Below are 16346 nucleotides of genomic sequence, written 5' to 3' on the forward strand. Positions count from 1 at the left end.
CCATGCCGGATATGTATGGCAGCGGAGACCTGTCCAATCAGCAAAAAGCGGCGATACTCTTTATCGCGATTGGACCGGAGTATTCCGCGAAGCTCTTTCAGCATATGGACGACGACGAAATCGAGCAGCTGACGCTCGAGATCGCGAACCAGAAGCAGGTATCCTCGGCGCTCAAAGCAGAGGTGATCTCAGAATTTTATTCCATGTGCATGGCGCAGGACTATATCTCGTCGGGCGGTCTCCAGTACGCGCAGAACGTCCTCGAGAAGGCGCTCGGCCCGGACAAGGCGCTCGAGATCATCAACCGTCTTACGACGAGCCTGCAGGTGCGTCCCTTCGACTTCCTGCGGAAAACCGATCCCGCGCAGCTGCTTAACTTTATCCAGAACGAGCATCCGCAGACCATCGCGCTCATCATGGCGTATCTCGATCCGGATCAGGCGGCGATCGTCCTTGGGGCGCTCCCGCCCGAGGCTCAGGTCGAGGTCACCAAGCGCGTTGCGACGATGGACCGCACGTCGCCGGATTTTATTCGCGAGGTCGAGCGTGTGCTGGAACGAAAACTTTCCTCTATGGTAACGCAGGACTTTACCACGGCGGGCGGCATCAAGGCCATCGTCGAGGTGCTCAACCGCGTCGACCGCACCACGGAAAAGGCCATTGTCGAAACCCTCGAGGTCGACAACCCGGAGCTCGCCGAAGAGATCAAAAAGCTCATGTTCGTGTTCGAGGACATCGTCCAGATCGACGACCGTTCCCTCCAGCTCGTCCTGCGCCAAGTCGAGACGAAAGACCTCTCGCTTGCGCTCAAGGCGACGCCGCAGGAGGTCGCAGACAAGGTGTTCAAGAACATGTCCACGCGCGCCGCGGATATGCTCCGCGAGGAGATCGAGTTCATGGGCCCCGTCAAGATCCGCGACGTCGAAGAGGCGCAGCAGAAGGTTGTCGGCGTCATCCGCGTGCTCGAGGACAAGGGGGAGATCGTGATTTCGCGTGGCAAGGGAGACGAGATGATTGTCTAGAGTTATCAAGGCAGCCGTCTGGGAAGATAATCCCCACCTCATCGACGCACCGCCGCCGCCGGCGCCGCCCCGTGAGGACGGCGAGGAGGAGGCGCTGAGCGAGGAGGCCGTTCAGAATCTGCTTGCTCGTATTGTAGAACGCGAACAGGCGATGGACGAACGCGTCAAAGAGGCGGAAATACAGGTCGCAGTTCTGCGTGGAGAGGCTGAGGAGGAGCGCGATCGGCTTCTCAGCGAGGCACAGAAACAGATCGAGAGCGACCGTGAAGAAGCGCGCGCCAAAGGGCATGAGGAAGGCTTTGCCGCCGGGAGAGCCGAAGGGGAAGCCGCCGTGCGCGAAGAGATGGCGGAGTCGATCCGTGCGGCCAACGCAAAGGCGGAAAAGACGCTGCGCGATGCGCACGACGCCATGCGCGACTACCTCATGCAGGCGGAGGAGGACATCGTCTCGATCGCTATGACGACGGTGGAGCGCATTCTGCCGCAGCATTTCATCGACGTGCCGCAGACGGTACTGCCCGTCGTACGCGACGCGATCCTTCGGGTCAAAGACCAGAAGGAAATCATCGTTCATGTGCCGCCGGACAGTTACGACTTTGTCCTGATGGCGCGCGATGAGCTGCGCGGCCTCCTGACCGCCGGGGATACGAACCTTATGATCGCCTCCGACGAGGCCATGAAACCGGGCGACTGTCTTGTGGAGACCCCGAACGGCAGCGTGGATGCGCGGCTGCAGACGCAGATCGAACAGCTGAAAAAGGCCGTGCGGGAAGTTATGCTATGAATATGAGTGAAACGGGGGGAAATCCCCCATTTTCCATAGATATCCGGAAATTCAAAGACGCTCTGCGCCATACCGACCCGATGAAATTGACGGGGAAGGTCACGCAGATCATCGGCCTTGTCATCGAGTCGCAGGGACCGACGGTCACGGTCGGCGAACTCTGTTATGTGAGTTCGCATTTTCCGGGCATGCCGGCCGTACCCGCGGAGGTCGTGGGCTTTCGTGAGGGATGCGTGCTCCTTATGCCCGTCGGGGAGATGCAGGGCATCGGTCCCGGCTGCGAGGTCGTTGCGACGGGACGCCGACTGCGTGTCAAAGTCGGAGAGGAACTTCTCGGGCGGGTGCTCGACGGGCTCGGCAATCCGATCGACGGGAAGGGGCCGATCCTTTCGAAGGAAGAATATCCGCTGCAGGCGCCGCCGCCGCCCCCCCTCACGCGGCCGCGCATCGATGAGAACCTCTACGTCGGCGTACGGGCGATCGACGGGCTGATCACGCTCGGCGACGGGCAGCGCATCGGCATCATGGCGGGATCGGGCGTCGGCAAATCGACGCTCCTCTCCATGATCGCGCGCAATACGGAGGCGGATATCAGCGTTATCACGCTTGTCGGGGAACGCGGTCGCGAGGTGCGCGATTTTATCGAACGCGATCTCGGCGAAGAGGGGCTCAAACGCTCCGTCGTCGTCGTTGCCACATCGGACCAGCCCGCGCTTGTCCGCATTAAAGGCGCCATGACGGGCACGGCGATTGCGGAATATTTCCGTGACCGCGGCCATCGGGTCGTTCTCATGATGGACTCCGTGACGCGCTTTGCGATGGCGCAGCGCGAGGTGGGGCTCACCATCGGCGAGCCGCCTGCGACGCGCGGCTATACCCCGTCCGTCTTTGCGATGCTGCCGCGTCTCCTCGAGCGAGCGGGCACGAGCGAACGCGGTTCCATCACGGGGATCTACACCGTTCTCGTAGACGGCGACGATATGAACGAGCCGATCGCGGATGCCGTGCGTTCCATCCTCGACGGACATATCGTGCTCTCGCGCCGGATCGCGGCGCAGAACCATTTCCCGGCGATCGATGTGCTCGGCAGCGTCAGCCGCGTGATGTACGAGGTCGTGCCGAAGGAACATCTCGAGGCGGCGCAGCAGATGCGCCAGCTCATGGCGGTCTATCACGAGGCCGAGGATCTCATCCACATCGGCGCCTATGTTAAGGGCTCGAGCGCGAACATTGACGCCGCGATTCAAAAGATCGACGGCATCAACGATTTCCTCAAGCAGGACATCTTCGAAGTGACCTCCTACGAGGAAACGGAGCGACGCCTCGTCGAACTGACGGGGAGCGCGCCTCCGCCCGATGAGGAAGCATCATGAAAAAATTTCGCTTTCAGCTCGAGACGCTCCTCAAGGTGACGCGCATGAAAAAGGAAAAGGCGGAAGTCGCCTTTTCAGAGGCTGTGCGCCGCCTGGAGGATGCCCGCGCGCTGCAGCGCCGGCTGCTTGAAGAGATGCAGCAGGGGCAGCGCGACTACGAAAAAATCTCTAAGACGGGGACATGCATTAAGATCGGCCGTCTCATGAGTTTTAACCGATTCTTCGCATGGAAGCGCCGGCAGATCGAGGACCAGCAGCAAGTCGTTCTGCAGGCGAATGCGGAACGGCAGAAGCGCCTAAAGGTGTTGATGGAGCACATGAGCGCCTTGAAGAGCATTGAGAAATTAAGGGAAAAACGCCTTGCGGAATACAAGGCGGAGGCACTGCGGGAGGAGCAGAAAATGCTCGATGAGATCGGCCTGCAGCTGACTATGAGAAATAGGGAAATGGAGGAAGCGGTATGATGGATCTTTCCGCGATTCGCCAGATACAGGCGCGTATCGCCGAGATTGAGGAGCAGTTCAATCTGCCGCCGCAGCAGCTTCCGGGCGCGGATTTCGCCTCGAAACTCCGGCAGGAGATCGATCGGAACGCGGCCGCGGCGGCAGAGAAGGCGCATACCGCGCGGAACGTTACGGCGCCCGCCCCCGCGGGAGAGGCTGTGCGGGGGCGTAAGCCCCTGCAGGCGGATTATGCGCAGCCAGAACTGGCGCGTACGATTCATACCGCCGCGCGGAAATATCAAGTGGATCCAAAGCTTGTTTCCGCCGTGGCGGAAGTCGAGTCGGGGGGCCGGCAGGACGCGGTGTCCGATACGGGCGCGGTCGGCGTCATGCAGCTCATGCCCGATACCGCCGCGAGCCTCGGCGTCAATCCGTACGATATGGAGAGCAACGTCGAGGGCGGAACGAAATATCTGCGCGAGATGCTCGATACCTTCGGCGGGGACGTCCGGAAGGCCGTCGCGGCCTACAATGCCGGACCGAGCGCCGTCAAGGCGTACGGCGGCGTACCGCCCTATGCGGAGACGCAGAATTATGTCGACCGCGTATTGGATATTTACCGATAAGGGAAGAGAAAGAGGGATGGGGATTCCATGCGGAAGAAATTGAAGATCCTATGCGGTCTGATCTTACTCCTCGTGCTCGTTGCCGGCGGCTTTGCCCTCGGCGTCTATCTGCGTCTCTTCGATACGCAGGCGCTGAATGAGGAATACGGCCTGCACGAGCTTCCCATTGTCGGCGAATACTTTGTTCCTCCGGCGGGGAGCGACGAAAGGGCACAGACTGCCGGCACGCAGAGCGCGCAGGAGTCGTCCGCAAAGTCCGCCGCGGCCGGCACGCCGAAGAAGGCCTCCGAGAGCGTGAAGATCACGAAAGAGGAGATCGCGAAACAGCAGGCGGAGCGCGAGGCGGCGGAGAAGAAACGCGTCACAAAACTCGCGCGCCTTTATGACGATATGAAGGCGGCCGACGCCGCAAAAGTCATGGAGTCGCTTGACGTCGACCTCTGCATCGCCATCCTGCAGCGGATGGACGAGGGAAATGCGGCGAAGGTGATGTCTGCGTTCGATCCCGCGCGTGCGGCCGAGATCACACAGATCATCTACGAAGGTGTGCCGCGCAGAGCGGCAGGCGCGCGCAGCGCGGCCGCGAACGCACCGGTGCCCGGGACGGCGGACGAAGCGCCCGCGGAGACGCCGCAGCAATAGCGTCTGCATCATATGTGAAAAAGGGACCTGCGAAGAGGCTGCAAAGCCTATTTCGCAGGTTTTTTGGGAGGTTTTATCTTGCGCCGTATCATTTTACTCATGAGCGTATTGCTCGTCGGATTCATGGGACTTATGAGTGCCGGGGGGACTGCGGAAGCGGCCTTCCATGACCGTGCGCAGGATATGGCGAAGATCACGGGGATCCGCGTCGGCAAAGCGGACGGGAACGTCCGCATCGTGGTGGACTCGGATCGCCCCGTTTCATATCGACAGAGCGTGCTCGCAAATCCGACGCGCGTCGTGATCGATGTGCAGGATGCGTGGATTGCCTCGGGGGTAAAACGCGCCGTCACGATCGATTCGTCGCTTGTCTCGGCCGTGCGCATCGCCCAGTTCAATCCGACGACGGTCCGCATCGTAGTGGAGACGTCCGTAGGGAAAGGCGGATATAACGTCTTTTCTCTTGGCGGCGGAAAGCCGCGCATCGTGATGGACTTCGGCAAAGCGCCCGGCGGCATAAAAACAACGCCGCTGCCTGCACAGCGCCCGCAGCCGAGCGGATCGGACGGCGGCGAAGAGGATGCGCGTCAACAAGGCGACGACGACACGCTCGACCGCGACATCTCGAAGATCATCGGCCTGAAGGGCCGTAAGATCGCCATCGATCCCGGACACGGCGGTAGCGACTCGGGTGCGATCGGCCCCACGGGCGTTATGGAGAAAAATGTGACGATCCGCGTGAGCCGCGAACTCAAGCGCCTCCTTGAGGCGGAGGGCGCGACCGTCATCCTTACGCGTACGGGCGATACCGAGGTCTCGCCGAAGGGGGCGAACGCGACCTCTGTGGAGGAACTCGAGGCGCGCTGCGAGATTGCGAACCGGGCGAACGCGGACATCTTTATCTCGGTGCACGCGGACGCGTTTACGAACCGCGAGGTCAAGGGGACGACCGCCTATTACTATACGAAGGGATCGGCACAGTCGAAGCGTCTCGCCGACAGCGTGCGCACGGCGCTCATCGATTCTATCGGCACGCTCGACCGCGGCACGCAGACCAGCAACTTCTACGTTGTCAAACACACGGACATGCCCGCGATTCTTGTGGAGATCTCCTTCATCTCGAATGCGGATGAGGAGCGGATGATGAACAGCGAGGCGGGGGTCAAGAAGATTGCGCGCGGCATTGCCGACGGGATCGCAGATTATTTTGGATGAAACGTTGAGAAGAGGAGGGATGACTTGCAGGAAGTTCATGGATACCGGGCGCGCGCCCGCCAGTTCTTCATCGTGCTCCTTCCGATTCTCGTCACGCAGCTCTCGCTCATGGCGCCCGGTTTTTTCAATACGGTCATGGCGGGACATATCAGCAAGGAGGATCTCGCCGGCGTCGCCGTCGGCGCAAGCATCTTCTTCCCGGTATTCGGCGCGTTTGTCGGGCTGATCTCGGGGCTGACGCCGGTCATCGCGCACCATTACGGCGCGCGGCGGCGGCGGGAGATTCGGAGCGTCGTCCGGCAGGGATTCTACTGGGCGACGCTTTTTGCCGCGTTCCTGTTGGCGCTCGGCGCGGTTGCCGTGCCGGCGCTCGTCGCGGCGCTGCATCTCGAGCCTGTCGTCGCGCGGATTACGATGGAGTATCTGTCCTACATCGGGTTTGGTCTGCTCCCCGTCGCGTCCGCAAGCGTCCTGCGCAACCTCATGGATGCGCACGGCAAGACGCGGCTCACGATGTTCGTCACGATGACGGTGGTGCCGATCAATATTGTGCTCAACTATATATTTATGTACGGCGCGTTCGGCATCGCGCCCTTCGGCGGTGCCGGCGCGGGACTTGGCGCGGCGCTGAGCTACGGCGTGTTCCTCTTGCTCAACGTCGCCGTGGTCCTGCGCATGCGTCAGTTCGCGCGCTATCGCGTCTTTTCGGGATTCCCGCGTCCCGCGCTCTCCGATTGGTGGGCGCAGCTCAAGATCTGCGTCCCCATCGGCATGACGGTCTTCTGCGAGCAGAGCATCTTCGGCGCCGTCGGCCTTTTAATGGCGGCATATGGGACGACGGTGCTTGCGGCGCATCAGGCGGCGATGAATTTTACGACCATCGTCTACATGCTGCCGCTTTCCGTTTCCATGGCGATCACGATCCTCGTCGGCTTCGAGGTCGGCGCGGGCCGCGAAAATGGGGCGCGCGCCTATATCCGTCTCAGCCGCGTGCTGACGCTCGTCTTCGTCGGCGCGATCGCCCTCGCGCTCGCCGCGATGCGCGATCATGTCGCGGCGCTCTATACGACGAATCCCGAGGTGCAGGAACTTCTGCGCGTATTCCTGCTCTACGCGCTCGTCATGCAGTACTGCGACTGCGTCAACGCGCCGCTGCAGGGGGCGCTCCGCGGCTACAAGGACGTCACGGTCACGTTCTGGCTCGCCGTGCTCTCCTTCTGGGGGATCGGTCTACCCGCAGGATATCTGCTTGCACAGATGACGGAACTTGGACCTTACGGTTATTGGGCGGGGCTCAACGGCGGGATCATCGTCGGCGCCGTATGCCTCATGATCCGCCTGCGCATTATCGAGAACCGCATGCGGCGTAAAAACCGAAAAAATATGCCCGCGGCCACGGCATAGAAAATCATGTGCGCCTATGAAAAAAATCAATATTGAAATTCTACTGAAACGTGGTATGATGGGGGCTATGAGATAAAGACTCTCAAATGGAACGGTTGATGGGATCGCTTGGTTCAACTATGTGATTTGTTTCACTATTATGTCGACGAGAGGGGAATATTATGGCAGATCAAAAGCATGTTGTCATCGTCGGGGCCGGTTTTGGGGGGATTCGTCTCGCGAAGGATCTCGCAAAAGAGAATGTGCGCATTACCCTTGTGGACCGTCACAATTATCATCTCTTTCAGCCGCTCCTCTACCAGGTGAGTACGGCCGTACTCTCTGCAACGGAAATTGCCTATCCGACGCGGGAATTTTTCAAGAATCACAAGAATGTGGAATTCTTCCTCGCCAAAGCGGAGGGCGTAGATCAAGACCGCCGCGTCCTGCTGACGAATCATGGAGAGCTTCCCTACGACTATCTCGTTCTTGCGGCGGGGGCAACGACGAATTTCTTCGGCAATGAGAGCGTTGAACGCAACGCCTATGCGATGAAAACCTTGCAGGAAGCGATTGCGCTGCGCAGCCATATCGTCCATGAATTTGAACGCGCCTCCAAACTGGTGGACGGCGATGCGGCGGAGCGGCGCCGGCACCTCACATTCGTCATCGTCGGCGGCGGCGCGACGGGCATTGAGATGGCCGGCGCGATGATGGAACTGATCGCTGTTTTTAAGAAAGAGTTTCACTCTATCGACTTCAAAGAAGTCAGCGTCATCCTCCTCGAGGCGATGGGGTCCGTCCTGCCGATGGTGCCGCCCGATCTGCAGCAGAAGACCATCGATGTGCTCCGAAAAAAAGGCGTGGACGTGCGTCTCAACACAGCCGTAACGGCCTATGACGGCAACGATCTCACGCTGAAAGACGGTGAGATCATCGCCACGAAGACCGTGATCTGGGCGGCGGGGGTGCGCGCACAGGATTTCATCAGGAACTGCGGCGGCGAGGTAGACCGCGCGGGGCGGCTCATCGTCGAGGAGAATCTGCTCGTACGCGGCAGCGACTGCGTTTTTGCCATCGGCGACTGCGCGAATTTCCAGCACGGCACGGAGCGGCCGCTTGCGACCGTCGCGCCCGTGGCGACGCAGGAGGCCGTGCAGGTCAAGAAAAATATCATGAAGCTCATCGGCGGCGCGAAGTCCGAAGAACTTGGGAAATTTGTTTACAACGACCTCGGCGCGATGGCGACCATCGGACGCGGCGAGGCGGTCATGAACGGCCCCGTGCCTGTGCTTGGATTTAATCTGAAGGCAAGCGGACTCTTTGCGTGGACTGCGTGGATGTTTGTTCACCTCATGCGCCTTGCCGGTAAATACGCGGATATTACCGTTTGCCTCAAGTGGGTTTGGAATTTCTTCTTCGGGACGCGTCTTGCGCGCATCATTTTGAGCAAGATGGAGTAGGGCTTGCGTACCGTCCGCGTTTGTGTTATACTACGGCGGTAACGGACGCCGGGCGTCCGTTTCCACGACTCGTTCTCGGCGGGAATGCCGAGTTCAACCAAGCGTGCACAAGCGCGCTTGTATCCGACAAAAGAAACGAGGTGTATCGGAATGAAAGAGGGTATCCATCCGGAGTTCTTCGAGGCGACGGTGACGTGCGGCTGCGGCAACACGTTCAAGACCGGCTCGACGAAAGAAGATCTCCGCGTCGATGTCTGCTCGAAATGCCATCCGTTCTTCACGGGACGTCAGCGCGACGTTCAGGCGGGCGGACGCATCGAGAAGTTCCAGAAGCGCTACGCGAAGAAGTAGCGGCATGGGTGAGGTGCGCCGCGCCTTGCCTGTTTGCGTACGAAAGACAGGAAGGGGCTATTGCACGAGAGATCGTGCGATAGTCTCTTTTTCATACAAAGGAAACAATTATGCCGAAAAAAATAACCGACCTTGCGGTCGGCGGACAGGCGGTCATCGAAGGCGTGATGATGCGCGATGCGAACCGGACGGCGACGGCGGTGCGTCTGCCGACCGGCGAGATCGAGGTCGAGACGCACGCGGTCACATCCGTCCGCGACCGATATCCCGTGCTCAACCGGACGCTCATCCGCGGCTCGGTCATTATGATCGAGTCCCTCGTCATCGGGATGCGCGCGCTCTCCTTTTCCGCACAGGCGGCGGGCGAGGAGGACGAGCAGATGACGAAGAAGGAACTCGCCGCGACGATTGCCTTTGCGCTCGTGCTCGCAAGCGTTCTCTTTATCGTGATCCCGACGGGCGCGGCGCATCTCGCGGCCGCGTATACGAGCGATCCCCTCGCGTTCAACCTCATCGAGGGCGGCATCCGTCTCGCCGTGTTCCTGCTCTATATCTGGAGCATCTCCTTCATGCATGGGATCCGACGCGTCTTCCGGTACCACGGCGCGGAGCACAAGACGATCCACTGCTATGAGGCGGGGGAGGCGCTGACGGTTGAAAATGTGCAGAAGTTCCCGCGGCTGCATCCGCGCTGCGGCACGAATTTTCTCCTCATCGTCATGATTGTCGCCATCGTGTTCCACGTCTTTTTCGGCTGGCCCGATCTCTGGCTTCGGATCCTCAGCCGTCTCGCCGTGCTCCCCGTCGTCGCGGGCGTCTCGTACGAGATCATCCGCTTTGCAGGACGCAGCGAGAGCCGACTCGTTCGTCTTCTCATCACGCCCGGCCTGTGGCTGCAGTACCTCACGACGCGCCCGCCCGCAGACGAGATGGTGGAGGTCGCGATCGAGTCGCTCAAGGCCGTTCTGCCGCCGGAGCAAATTCCGCCGGGCAGCGGGAACTATCGCAAGGAGGCGCCGTGTTAAGCAAACTCGCCGCAGTGGCGGATAAATATCATGAGCTCGAAGCGCTCCTCAGCGATCCCGCCGTTATGGCGGATATGGCGCAGTGGCAGCGCTATACGCGCGAACATGCCGCGCTGACGCCGATTGTCGCGGCGTATGACGATTATCGCCGGGCGATTGCCACCGTCGCCGAAGACAAGGAACTGCTCCGTGAGGCGGATGCCGAGATGAAGGAACTGCTCCTCGAGGAGATCGCGGCTGCGGAGGAGGAACGCGCGCGCCTTGAGAAAGAGCTGCCGATGCTCCTCCTGCCGCGCGATCCGAACGACGATAAGAACGTCATCGTCGAAATTCGCGGCGGCGTCGGCGGCGAGGAGGCGGCGCTCTTTGCCGCAAGCCTCTTCCGCATGTACGCGCGCTATGCCGAGCGGCAGGGGTGGAAGACGGAGATCCTGAGCGGCAACCCGACGGAGATCGGCGGATTTAAGGAAATCTCGTTTCTCGTCAACGGTGCCGGGGCTTACAGCAAGCTGAAATACGAGAGCGGCACGCACCGTGTCCAGCGCATTCCCGTCACAGAGTCGGGCGGACGCATCCACACCTCGGCGGTCACGGTCGCCGTCCTGCCGGAGGCGGAGGACGTCGAGGTCACAATCGACCCGAACGATCTGCGCATCGATACCTACTGCGCCTCGGGCGCGGGGGGACAGTACGTCAACCGCACGGAGACGGCGATCCGCATCACGCATTTGCCGACGGGCATCGTCGTGCAGTGCCAGGATGAAAAGTCGCAGCTCAAGAACCGCGAAAAGGCGATGAAAGTGCTGCGCGCCCGCATCTACGACCGCGCCCGGCAGGAGCAGGCGGACGCCGTCGCCGCCGACCGGCGCAGTCAGGTCGGCTCGGGCGACCGCAGCGAGCGCATCCGCACCTATAACTTCCCGCAGGGGCGCGTCACGGATCACCGCATCGGGCTGACCCTTTATAAGATCGACGCCGTCCTTGACGGAGACCTCGACGAACTGCTGGCTGCGCTCATTACGGCGGACCGGACAGAACGTCTGAACCGGGTGCGGTGATGGCGGAGCGCGAACTCTGGACGATTCGGCGGCTCCTTGCATGGACGACGGATTTTTTTAAGACGCGCGGCGTAGAGAGCCCGCGTCTGAACGCCGAGATTCTGCTCGCCGCCGTCCTCGGCAAAGACCGCATGTATCTTTATGTGCATTTTGACGAGCCGCTTGAACCGGAGGCACTGGCGCAGTTCCGCGCCCATGTGAAAGAGCGCGGCGCGCATATGCCGCTTGCCTATGTGCTCGGCACGCGCGAATTCATGGGGATGGAATTTCGCGTCACGCGCGACACGCTCATCCCGCGCCCCGACACCGAGATTCTCGTGCAGGCCGCTCTTGATTTCCTGAGAGGGCGCAAGGAAGCGAGCGGAGCGGAACTGCATATCGCCGACCTCGGCACGGGAACGGGGGCCGTGGCGCTCTCTGTGCTTCATCATGCGGATATTCTCGATATGTATGCCGACGCCGTAGATATATCGCCCGGTGCGGCTCAAGTCGCGCGTGAGAATGCGGCGCGGCTCGGCATGGCGGAACGCTGCGCCGTATATGAAGGAGATTTGCTTGCGCCGCTCGCGGGGCGGACGTATGATATAATCCTATCGAATCCTCCCTATATTCCCGCGGCGGATATTGCGGGACTGATGCCCGACGTGCGCGGCTATGAGCCGCATCTCGCGCTCGACGGCGGTGCGGACGGGCTTGACTTTTACCGCCGCATCATGGCGGAGGCGCCCGCCATGCTGAAAGAGGGCGGCGCCGTCGCCGTCGAGGTCGGCATCGGCCGGGCGGCGGACGTTGCGGCGCTTGCCGCGGCGCATCCGCGGATTGTGCGGACGGAGACGCGGAGGGATTTGGCGGGGATTGAACGCGTTGTCATCGCTTACAGGTCATGACGCGGGGCGGCGTGACACGGGATTTTCGCGCCTAGCGTCGTCATTTTTGGCGAACGCTTCGTCGACGTAGGCTTTCTACGCCTTCCTCGCGTCCGCCGCAATTCCTAGCTATGCATCGAAACTTCCGTGTCACTTAAGTTACGGTGTGACGTGTGATATTTGCGCCTAACTTTGTCATGTCGCCCCCTCTCTGCGGTCGACGCAGCATTTTACTACGCCTTTCTAGTGAGGGAGATTTTTTTATATGGTGTTACCGCGGTGCGGCGAAGGTTGTGTGCTCTCGCAACGCTTAGCATCACCCGAAGGGGCGAGGCAGCATGATAAAATACGGTATACTACAATGTGAGAACACCGTCATACGGCTCTTGGAGCAGAGCAACGTAGAGCCGTGGCGGTGTACTTCCTAGAAGTCGTTTATCTGACTGCCGTCCCATTTGCGCTGCGGAGCGAAATACGCACCTGAGCCGCGAAGTAAACCCTAAACAATGGAAAGGAGGCTCGCCCCATGCAAACGGAAATCATCTCACCCGTCACGGAAACGGACATCGAACATGCGGCGGGGCTCATTCGGCGCGGACAGCTTGTCGCGTTCCCAACAGAGACGGTTTACGGGCTCGGGGCGAACGGGCTGGACGCGTCGGCATGCGCGCGCATCTACAAGGCGAAGGGGCGTCCCGCCGATAACCCGTTGATTCTCCACATCTCCGACCTCTCTATGGCGGCGGACGTTGCGCGGGAGGTTCCTCCCGCGGCGGCACATCTCCTTACCGTCTTTGCCCCCGGGCCGCTCACCGTTATCGTCCCAAAGGCGGCGCACATTCCCGATATCGTGACGGGCGGTCTGCCGACCGTCGGCGTGCGCTGTCCCGCAAACGATATTGCCCGCGCGCTCATCCGCGCGGCGGGCGTCCCCGTCGCCGCGCCGTCCGCGAACACCTCGGGGCGGCCGAGCCCGACGGCGGCGGCGATGGTCGCGGACGATCTCGCGGGGCGCATCCCGCTCATCCTTGACGGGGGCGCCTGTCGTTGGGGCATCGAATCGACCATTGTGGACTGTACGGCGGAGGGGGCGGTGACTATCCTGCGCCCCGGCGCCGTTACGCGCGAGATGATCGCTGCGGAGCTGACGCAGACGGAGGTGCGTGTGGATTCCGCGCTTATGGCCGCGGACGCGGTGCCGCGTGCGCCGGGCATGAAGTACCGGCACTATGCGCCGCGTGCGCCGCTCACCGTCTATACGGGGGCGGGGCCGGCGGTCGCGGCCGCGCTGCGGGCGGAGCTCCTGCGCCGCAGCGCGGCGGGGGAGCGGGTCGGACTGATCGCAAGCAGGGAGACCGTCGCCGTCGTCCGCGACGTCCTTCCTGCGGCATATCGTTACGACTGCGGCGCGCGCGGCGATACCGCGGCATATGCGAGCCGCCTCTACGATGCGCTGCGCCATTTCGACCGGACGGATATCGCGTCCCTTCTTGCTGAGGGAACGGAGGAAGAGGGGCTTGGGCTCGCCGTGATGAACCGCCTCCGCAAAGCGAGCGGCGGCGATATCGTCGCCGTCGGCGGCGCATTTGAAAAAACGGGCTCCAACAAAAAAGACTGATGCATAGATATTTTGCATCAGTCTTTTTTGTATTTCATGGGTTAGAAATTTTCAAGATAATGATATTATTTCCCCGTAAACGAGAACGTCAGTCCTTGCATCAGCGAGGGCACGGTGCCGCCCTCGAGCTCGATCTGACCCGGCATGGAGCCCGTCGTATTGAAGAGCAGAGTGCAGTGTCCGTTTTCACGGATGGTATCGTTGGCGTTTTCTCCGACGCGTGTGACCTTGAACTTTTGCTTGCCGACGGTCAGCGTATCGCCGACGGCGATATCCCCCTTGAGTTCGCCCGCCGTATGTTCGACGACCATTTCGGCGAGATTGGGATGCGTTCCGTCATCGAGCAGAATCACGCTGTTGTTTGTCTCGAGGAACTTGCGCGCCAGCTTGCCGATGGCTGTCGTCGTGACTTCATATTTTACATCCATTCGTACTGCCTCCCCAAATCTTAATCCCATATGAACTGAACTTCATTGTACCACAAGCCTTCGGCCTTGTAAAATTCTTTCGTCTCCCGTTTGTTGACAAGCGAAAGTGAAATTAGTACACTTGACCTCGACAGAAGAAATCGTAAACATACGGAAGAGTTCCGTAAAAAATCAATAGGGGGGACCGGTATGCAGGATATTCGTATTGAGAGCCCGCTGCGAGGACGTCTCGTTCCGCTTTCGGAGGTATCGGATCCGGCATTTGCGAGCGGCGCGATGGGGCGCGGCGCCGCGATCGCCGATCCGGAGGGCCGCGTCGTCTCGCCGGTGGACGGCGAGGTGACGGTGCTCTTTGACACGAAACACGCCGTTGGGATCCGTACGGCGGACGGGATGGATTTGCTCATCCATGTCGGCGTGGATACGGTAAAGCTTGCGGGGCGGCATTTCACGGCGCATGTCGCGCAGGGCGACACGGTGAAGCGCGGGCAGCTGCTGCTCGAATTCGATCCCGCGGGCATCAAGGCGGAGGGGTATGAGACGACGACGCCCGTGCTTGTGACGAACGCGGCGGATTATGGGAAAATCACCTTTACGCTCGACGGCGCGGAGATATCGTCGGCCGGCGAGGCGTCTGCCGACGAACGTTCCCTCACACCCGCGGCGGCGGATGATATCGATCCGCATCTGCCGAAAGAGGAGCGCGTCGCAAAGCTCATTTGGAAATACGTCGGGGGCTCCGGGAACGTGCGCAGCGTCGAGCACTGCGCCACGCGGCTGCGCCTCATCGTGAACGATAAATCCGTCGTCGACGAGAAGGCGATCGAGAACATCGACGGCGTGAAGGGACAGTTCTTCGCCGCCGCGCAGTATCAGATCATTCTCGGTACGGGCTTTGTCGACAAGGTCTACGATGCGTTTGTCGCCGGAACCGATCTCGCGGGCGCATCGAACGGCAGTCGGGAGGCGTACGACCGGATGACGCCGCTGCAGAAGATCTCGCGCACGCTCGGCGACGTCTTTGTCCCGATCATTCCCGTACTGGTCGCAACGGGCCTCTTTATGGGACTGCGCGGGATGGTGCAGAGCCTCGGCATCGAGATGAATGAGAATCTCGTGCGCATGAGTCAGATCCTGACAGATACGGCGTTTGCGTTCCTGCCCGCGCTCGTCTGCTGGTCGACGATGAACCGTTTCGGCGGCACGCCCGTGATCGGCATTGTGCTCGGCCTCATGCTCGTTGCGCCGCAGCTGCCGAATGCCTATGCGATCGCGGCGGGCGACGCCGCGCCCGTTACGATGGATCTCTTCGGCATGTCCGTTCCCGTCGTCGGGTACCAGGGATCGGTGCTCCCCGCACTCGTCCTCGGCATCTTCGCCGCGCGCCTGCAAAAATGGTTTAAGACCTTTGTGCCCGATATCGTCGATCTCATCGTGACCCCGTTCCTGACGCTGCTTGTCTCGATGCTGCTCGGCTTGCTCGTCATCGGCCCCATCATGCACACCCTTGAGATCGGCATCTTCGGCGCGGTGCGCGCATTTCTCGAACTCCCCTACGGCATCGGCGGCTTCATCGTGGGCGGCATCCATCAGGCGATCGTCGTATTCGGTGTGCACCATGTGTTCAACGCGCTCGAGGTGCAGCTCCTCGCAGCGACGGGGGCGGATCCGTTCAACGCCATCATCACGGGAGCGATCGTAGCGCAGGGCGGCGCGGCGGTCGCCGTCGCGATGCGCACACACGATGCGAAAAAGCGTGCGCTCTACATCTCGTCGGCGGTGCCCGCATTCCTCGGCATCACGGAGCCCGCGATCTTCGGCATCAACCTGCGCTTTATGAAACCGTTTCTCTACGGACTTGCGGGCGGTGCCTGCGCCGGCGGCGCGGCCGGGTTCCTGCATCTTGCGGGGACGGGCATAGGCATCACGGTGCTGCCGGGAACGCTGCTCTATTTGGATCATCTCACCGAATACATTTTCGTCAACGCGGTCGGCTTTGCCGTCGCATTCGGCCTGACCTTCACATTCTTCCGTCCCGAGGAGTGAGCG

General features: G+C 61.1%; 16 protein-coding genes. 15 read left to right on the top strand and 1 reads right to left on the bottom strand.

The features are described from left to right. Positions 1–2 precede the first annotated feature (2 nt). From fliG to HMPREF9161_RS08940, 14 genes are all read left to right on the top strand, one after another. A complete protein-coding gene (gene fliG, locus HMPREF9161_RS08875) occupies positions 3–1022 on the top strand; it encodes a flagellar motor switch protein FliG (RefSeq protein WP_009729332.1) in 1020 nt (339 codons plus the stop codon). Continuing rightward, on the top strand, positions 1015–1806 hold the full coding sequence (locus HMPREF9161_RS08880) for a FliH/SctL family protein (protein WP_009729333.1): 792 nt from the start codon (positions 1015–1017) through the stop codon (positions 1804–1806). The genes fliG and HMPREF9161_RS08880 overlap by 8 nt, the downstream gene beginning before the upstream one ends. After that, positions 1803–3179: a flagellar protein export ATPase FliI gene (gene fliI, locus HMPREF9161_RS08885; RefSeq protein ID WP_009729334.1), complete on the top strand. Its 1377-nt coding sequence runs from the start codon at positions 1803–1805 to the stop codon at positions 3177–3179. The genes HMPREF9161_RS08880 and fliI overlap by 4 nt, the downstream gene beginning before the upstream one ends. Further along, positions 3176–3643, top strand: a complete 468-nt coding sequence (gene fliJ, locus HMPREF9161_RS08890; protein ID WP_009729335.1) for a flagellar export protein FliJ — start codon at positions 3176–3178, stop codon at positions 3641–3643. The genes fliI and fliJ overlap by 4 nt, the downstream gene beginning before the upstream one ends. After that, positions 3640–4248 carry a lytic transglycosylase domain-containing protein gene (locus tag HMPREF9161_RS08895; protein ID WP_009729336.1) on the top strand — a complete coding sequence of 203 codons (609 nt, stop codon included), beginning with the start codon at positions 3640–3642 and terminating at the stop codon, positions 4246–4248. Before fliJ ends, HMPREF9161_RS08895 begins: the two co-directional genes overlap by 4 nt. A 27-nt stretch (positions 4249–4275) precedes the next feature. After that, entirely contained in the window at positions 4276–4890 is a 615-nt protein-coding gene (locus tag HMPREF9161_RS08900; RefSeq protein ID WP_009729337.1) for a MotE family protein, read from the top strand. A gap of 78 nt (positions 4891–4968) precedes the next feature. Next, positions 4969–6105, top strand: coding sequence for an N-acetylmuramoyl-L-alanine amidase (locus HMPREF9161_RS08905; protein ID WP_009729338.1), 1137 nt, complete (start codon positions 4969–4971; stop codon positions 6103–6105). A gap of 24 nt (positions 6106–6129) precedes the next feature. Beyond that, positions 6130–7509, top strand: coding sequence for an MATE family efflux transporter (locus tag HMPREF9161_RS08910; RefSeq protein ID WP_009729339.1), 1380 nt, complete (start codon positions 6130–6132; stop codon positions 7507–7509). Between the two features lie 161 nt (positions 7510–7670). After that, the gene (locus HMPREF9161_RS08915; RefSeq protein ID WP_009729340.1) at positions 7671–8951 is read left to right on the top strand and encodes an NAD(P)/FAD-dependent oxidoreductase; all 1281 of its coding nucleotides are present in this window, start codon (positions 7671–7673) and stop codon (positions 8949–8951) included. Positions 8952–9101: 150 nt separating this feature from the next. Further along, positions 9102–9302: a 50S ribosomal protein L31 gene (gene rpmE / locus HMPREF9161_RS08920; protein WP_009729341.1), complete on the top strand. Its 201-nt coding sequence runs from the start codon at positions 9102–9104 to the stop codon at positions 9300–9302. Positions 9303–9412: 110 nt separating this feature from the next. Beyond that, positions 9413–10327, top strand: coding sequence for a DUF1385 domain-containing protein (locus tag HMPREF9161_RS08925; protein WP_009729342.1), 915 nt, complete (start codon positions 9413–9415; stop codon positions 10325–10327). Further along, positions 10321–11385 carry a peptide chain release factor 1 gene (prfA, locus tag HMPREF9161_RS08930; RefSeq protein WP_009729343.1) on the top strand — a complete coding sequence of 355 codons (1065 nt, stop codon included), beginning with the start codon at positions 10321–10323 and terminating at the stop codon, positions 11383–11385. Before HMPREF9161_RS08925 ends, prfA begins: the two co-directional genes overlap by 7 nt. Further along, entirely contained in the window at positions 11385–12272 is an 888-nt protein-coding gene (gene prmC / locus HMPREF9161_RS08935; RefSeq protein WP_009729344.1) for a peptide chain release factor N(5)-glutamine methyltransferase, read from the top strand. The genes prfA and prmC overlap by 1 nt, the downstream gene beginning before the upstream one ends. Positions 12273–12777: 505 nt before the next feature. Then, positions 12778–13869 (top strand): L-threonylcarbamoyladenylate synthase, encoded by a 1092-nt coding sequence (locus HMPREF9161_RS08940; protein WP_009729345.1) that lies wholly within the window; start codon positions 12778–12780, stop codon positions 13867–13869. Positions 13870–13934: 65 nt separating this feature from the next. Here the strand turns inward: HMPREF9161_RS08940 and HMPREF9161_RS08945 are convergent, their stop codons facing one another. Continuing rightward, positions 13935–14297, bottom strand: a complete 363-nt coding sequence (locus HMPREF9161_RS08945; protein ID WP_009729346.1) for a PTS glucitol/sorbitol transporter subunit IIA — start codon at positions 14295–14297, stop codon at positions 13935–13937. Between the two features lie 189 nt (positions 14298–14486). Here HMPREF9161_RS08945 and HMPREF9161_RS08950 point away from each other — a divergent pair, with 189 nt between their 5' ends. Further along, positions 14487–16343 (top strand): glucose PTS transporter subunit IIA, encoded by a 1857-nt coding sequence (locus HMPREF9161_RS08950; RefSeq protein ID WP_009729347.1) that lies wholly within the window; start codon positions 14487–14489, stop codon positions 16341–16343. Positions 16344–16346: the final 3 nt, after the last annotated feature.

The organism is Selenomonas sp. F0473, assembly GCF_000315545.1.
Taxonomy (GTDB): domain Bacteria; phylum Bacillota; class Negativicutes; order Selenomonadales; family Selenomonadaceae; genus Centipeda.

Excerpts from the sequence above, each read along its gene's own strand:
- HMPREF9161_RS08945 (WP_009729346.1), bottom strand. The coding sequence starts at position 14,297 with ATGGATGTAAAATATGAAGTCACGACGACAGCCATCGGCAAGCTGGCG.
- HMPREF9161_RS08895 (WP_009729336.1), top strand. The coding sequence starts at position 3,640 with ATGATGGATCTTTCCGCGATTCGCCAGATACAGGCGCGTATCGCCGAG.
- HMPREF9161_RS08915 (WP_009729340.1), top strand. The coding sequence starts at position 7,671 with ATGGCAGATCAAAAGCATGTTGTCATCGTCGGGGCCGGTTTTGGGGGG.
- HMPREF9161_RS08900 (WP_009729337.1), top strand. The coding sequence starts at position 4,276 with ATGCGGAAGAAATTGAAGATCCTATGCGGTCTGATCTTACTCCTCGTG.
- prmC (WP_009729344.1), top strand. The coding sequence starts at position 11,385 with ATGGCGGAGCGCGAACTCTGGACGATTCGGCGGCTCCTTGCATGGACG.
- rpmE (WP_009729341.1), top strand. The coding sequence starts at position 9,102 with ATGAAAGAGGGTATCCATCCGGAGTTCTTCGAGGCGACGGTGACGTGC.
- fliI (WP_009729334.1), top strand. The coding sequence starts at position 1,803 with ATGAATATGAGTGAAACGGGGGGAAATCCCCCATTTTCCATAGATATC.
- HMPREF9161_RS08925 (WP_009729342.1), top strand. The coding sequence starts at position 9,413 with ATGCCGAAAAAAATAACCGACCTTGCGGTCGGCGGACAGGCGGTCATC.
- HMPREF9161_RS08950 (WP_009729347.1), top strand. The coding sequence starts at position 14,487 with ATGCAGGATATTCGTATTGAGAGCCCGCTGCGAGGACGTCTCGTTCCG.
- fliJ (WP_009729335.1), top strand. The coding sequence starts at position 3,176 with ATGAAAAAATTTCGCTTTCAGCTCGAGACGCTCCTCAAGGTGACGCGC.
- fliG (WP_009729332.1), top strand. The coding sequence starts at position 3 with ATGCCGGATATGTATGGCAGCGGAGACCTGTCCAATCAGCAAAAAGCG.
- HMPREF9161_RS08940 (WP_009729345.1), top strand. The coding sequence starts at position 12,778 with ATGCAAACGGAAATCATCTCACCCGTCACGGAAACGGACATCGAACAT.